This is a genomic window from Longimicrobium sp. (assembly GCF_036280135.1).
In the GTDB taxonomy this organism is placed as follows: Bacteria; Gemmatimonadota; Gemmatimonadetes; order Longimicrobiales; family Longimicrobiaceae; genus Longimicrobium.
Genome location: NZ_DASURI010000465.1, coordinates 1 through 3906 on the forward strand (window position 1 = coordinate 1; position 3906 = coordinate 3906).

Sequence of the window (3906 nt, forward strand, 5' to 3'; positions counted from 1 at the left end):
GCCGTCACGCTCACCAGCGTCATGAACAGGTAGTGGATGACGCCCGGCGCAAACCCCAGCGCCCCCGCCAGCGCCGCGTCGAAGGTCGTGAGCTTGAGCTCCTTGTAGAACGCGGCGATGAAGCCCGCGTTCAGCAGCAGCACGCCGATCATCAGCCACAGCGTGCGCGGGCCCAGGTCCCTGCCGCCGATCACCAGCCGGTTGAAGGGCGCAAAGGCCAGCTCGCCCAGCAGCACGGCATCCACGTCCAGGTGCACGTTGCCGGCAAAGCGCGAGATGAGGATCACGCCCACGCTGAACAGGGCGGGGAACACCAGGCCGATGGCCGCGTCCTCGCGCACCAGCCGCGTGCGGTTGAGCACCTCCACCAGCGACACCGTCAGCACGCCCGTCACGGCCGCCGCGACCACCAGCAGCGGCGACGCGATGTTCTCCGTGACGAAGAACGCCAGCACGATCCCCAGCAGGATGGCGTGGCTGATGGCGTCGCTCATCAGCGACATGCGGCGCAGGACGAGGAACACGCCGGGAAGGGCGCAGGCGGCCGCCGTCACCGCCGCGATCCACTGGATCTCCTGTTCGGGCATCATGATGCGCTCTCCTCGTCCCGGCCCTCGCGCCGCTCCATCTCCGATCGCCCGGACGGGGTGATGCTCCACCCGTCCGCGCCCGTGCGCCGCGCCCAGCCGCGCTCCGCCAGCGCCGTGAGCTCGTGCCGGGCGCCGGGGTGCATGGCCTCGAGCACGGCAGACGCGTGCACGTGCTCCTGCCCCCCGTGCTGCACGGCCAGCGCGTGCAGGTCGCGCAGCACGGCGTGCATGTGCAGCTGCCGGCGGTTGCGCGCCTGCCGCACGGCTTCCCACAGGAGCCCGCGGTTGGGCGCAAAGGCCAACGAGACGAGGACGAGGACCGTCAGGCAGAGGACGATCGTCGGTCCGGTCGGCACGTGCTGCGCGAGCGAGCTGATGACGGCGCCGCTCACCCCCGCCAGCGCGCCGAACGCGCCGGCCAGCACCACCATCGTCCCCATGCGGTCCGTCCACTGGCGCGCGGCGGCCGCGGGGGCCACGACCATGGCGCTCATGAGCACCACGCCCACCGTCTGCAGGCCGATGACGATGGACAGCACCAGCACGCTCGTGAGCAACACGTCCAGCCCGCGCACGGAAAAGCCCAGGCTGGCGGCAAAGTCGGGGTCAAAGCTCAGCAGCTTGAACTCCTTCCAGAACAGCGCCGCCACGAGCAGGGCAATGCCGCCCAGGCTGGCGATCATCAGCACGTCGCGGTGCAGCAGCGTGGCCGCCTGGCCAAAGAGAAAGCGGTCCAGCCCCGCCTGGCTGGCGTCCGGCCGCTTCTGGATGTACGTCAGCAGCACGAGGCCAAAGCCGAAGAAGACGCTCAGGACAATGCCCAGGGCGCTGTCTTCCTTGACCCGCGTGGCGTTGACGACGCGCATCACCAGCAGGGTGCCCAGCCAGCCGGCGGCGGCCGCGCCCAGGACGAGCACGAGCGGCGCCTTGCTCCCCGTCAGCAGGAACGCGAGGGCGATGCCCGGCAGCGCCGCGTGGCTGATGGCGTCGCCCAGCAGGCTCTGCTTGCGCAGCACGGCGTACGAGCCCAGGGCGCCGCTCGTGGCGCCCAGTGCCGCCGCGCCGAGGGCCACCGTGCGCAGGGTGTAGTCGTTGAAGAGATCCGGGAGGGCCATCTGCGTCGCCCCGCTCAGTCCGCCGCGAGGGGCAGGGAAGGGGCGTGGTCCGCGCCCTCCACGTGCCCGTTGCGGCGCTGGAGGAAGGGGACACGACCGCCGTACGTGAGCCGCAGGTTCTCTTCGGTGAACACCTCGCGCACGGGGCCGCTGGCGATGCGGCGCACGTTCAGCAGCAGCACCTCGTCGAAGTACTCGGGCACCGTCTCCAGGTCGTGGTGCACGACGACCACCGTCTTGCCCGCCGCCCGCAGCTGCTGCAGGACGGAGACGATGGCCCGCTCCGTCTTGGCGTCCACGCCCTGGAACGGCTCGTCCATCAGGTACAGCCGCGCGTCCTGCACCAGGGCGCGGGCCAGGAACACGCGCTGCTGCTGCCCGCCGCTGAGCTGCGAGATCTGCCGCTCGGCAAAGTCCTGCATCCCCACCTGGGCCAGGGCGGCCAGCGCGCTCTCCCGCTCCTTTCGGCCCGGGCGCCGCAGCCAGCCCAGGCTGCCGTAGCAGCCCATCATCACCACGTCCAGCACGCTCGTGGGAAAGTCCCAGTCCACGCTGCCGCGCTGGGGCACGTAGGCCACGAGCTTGCGCTGCTCGGCGTAAGGGCGGCCGTGCACCAGCACCTGTCCCGCCGCCGCGCGGACCAGGCCCAGGGATGCCTTGATGAGCGTGCTCTTGCCCGCTCCGTTGGGGCCCACGATGGCCATCAGCACGCCGGTGGGGACGACGAGGTCCACGTCCCACAGCACCGGTTTCTCGCGGTAGGCCACCGTGAGGTCGTTGACCTCGATGGCCGGCGTTCCGTCCGTCATCGTTCTCGCTTCCATGGATCCGTCAGGGCTGGCGCAGCAGCGCGCCCACGATGGTGTCGATGTTGTGCCGTACCATGCCGATGTACGTGCCGTCGGGCGTGCCGGGATTGCCCATGGCGTCGCTGTACAGCGATCCCCCGATGCGCACCTCGTACCCGCGCGCGGCCACGGCCTCCTGCACGGCCTCGATGGTGCGACGGGGGATGGACGATTCCACGAAGATGGCGGGGATGCGGCGCGTGGCGATGAACTCGGCCAGCCCCTGCACGTCCGCCGTGCCCGCCTCGGCCGCCGTGCTGATGCCCTGGAGGCCCCGCACCTGGAAGCCGTACGCCCGCCCGAAGTAGTTGAAGGCGTCGTGCGCCGTGATGAGCACGCGCCGCTCGGGGGGCACGCGGGCGGCCTGCGCGCGGACGTAGCGGTCCAGCTCGTCCAGCTGCCGGCGGTAGCGCGCGGCGTTGGCGGCAAAGTCGCGGGCGTGGGCGGGGTCGGCCTGGGAGAGGGTGTGCTCGATGACGTCCACCGTCATGGCCCACAGCCGCACGTCGAACCACACGTGGGGGTCGTACGCGCCCTGGAACTCCGGGGGGGCCAGCCGCCGGTCCACGGGGATGACCTCGGAGACGGCGGCCACGCGGGTGCGGCTGCCCATCTCGTGCAGCACCTCGCCCATGCGGGCTTCCAGGTGCAGGCCGCCGTAGAAGATGACGTCCGCGCGAAACAGCCGGCGCACGTCGCCCTCGCTGGCCTTGTACAGGTGCGGGTCCACGCCGGGGCCCATGAGCCCCGTGACGTTGACGTACGGGCCGCCCACGTTCTCCGCCACGTCGCGGATCATGCCGATGGTGGCCACCACGTTGAGCCTGCCCTCGGCTTCCGGCGGCTCGGGCGGCGCGCAGGCTGTCACCAGCACGCACGCGAGCCCCGCCAGCGCGACCGCCATCCGCCGCCACGCCCGTCCCTTCCCCCGCATCGTTATCTCAGGTCTGCTCGAAAGCGGAATTTAAACTTGCTTAAACTTACTTTGCGGACGATAGGCTCTTTTTCCCGTGACGTCAAGAGGTTTGTTTCGGAGCAGACGCGAAAGGAGCGGGGATCCAGCGTGGCGGGGGTTTACTGCAACTGCATTCTCACGCAGAGCCGCAGAGGACGCAGAGTACTTCATCGCGTGACGAAGTTCCTCTGCGCCTCTGCGGCTCTGCGTGAGAAATCTGTTGTCGTTTTTACTTGAGCGCTTCGCGGAGGACGCGGCCGTCCAGGCGCTCCGTGGGCGGCACGCCGATGAGCGCCGCCAGCGTGGGCGCCATGTCCACCACGCGGGCAAAGACGTCGTACCGGCCGGGGCGAATGCCCGCGCCGTAGAAGATCACCGGCACGTGGGCGTCGTACCCG

At 70.3% G+C, this 3906-nt stretch carries 4 protein-coding genes; all 4 read right to left on the reverse strand.

Annotation, left to right across the window (positions count from 1 at the left end; all coding sequences use genetic code 11):
• On the reverse strand, positions 1–590 hold a 590-nt coding region (locus tag VFZ20_RS15010; protein ID WP_329684718.1), incomplete at its 3' end, for a metal ABC transporter permease.
• Positions 587–1705, reverse strand: coding sequence for a metal ABC transporter permease (locus VFZ20_RS15015; RefSeq protein WP_329684719.1), 1119 nt, complete (start codon positions 1703–1705; stop codon positions 587–589). The genes VFZ20_RS15010 and VFZ20_RS15015, both read right to left, overlap by 4 nt.
• A gap of 14 nt (positions 1706–1719) precedes the next feature.
• On the reverse strand, positions 1720–2514 hold the full coding sequence (locus VFZ20_RS15020; protein WP_329684720.1) for a metal ABC transporter ATP-binding protein: 795 nt from the start codon (positions 2512–2514) through the stop codon (positions 1720–1722).
• 22 nt (positions 2515–2536) lie between these two features.
• A complete protein-coding gene (locus VFZ20_RS15025; protein WP_329684721.1) occupies positions 2537–3487 on the reverse strand; it encodes a metal ABC transporter solute-binding protein, Zn/Mn family in 951 nt (316 codons plus the stop codon).
• Positions 3488–3906 lie beyond the last annotated feature (419 nt).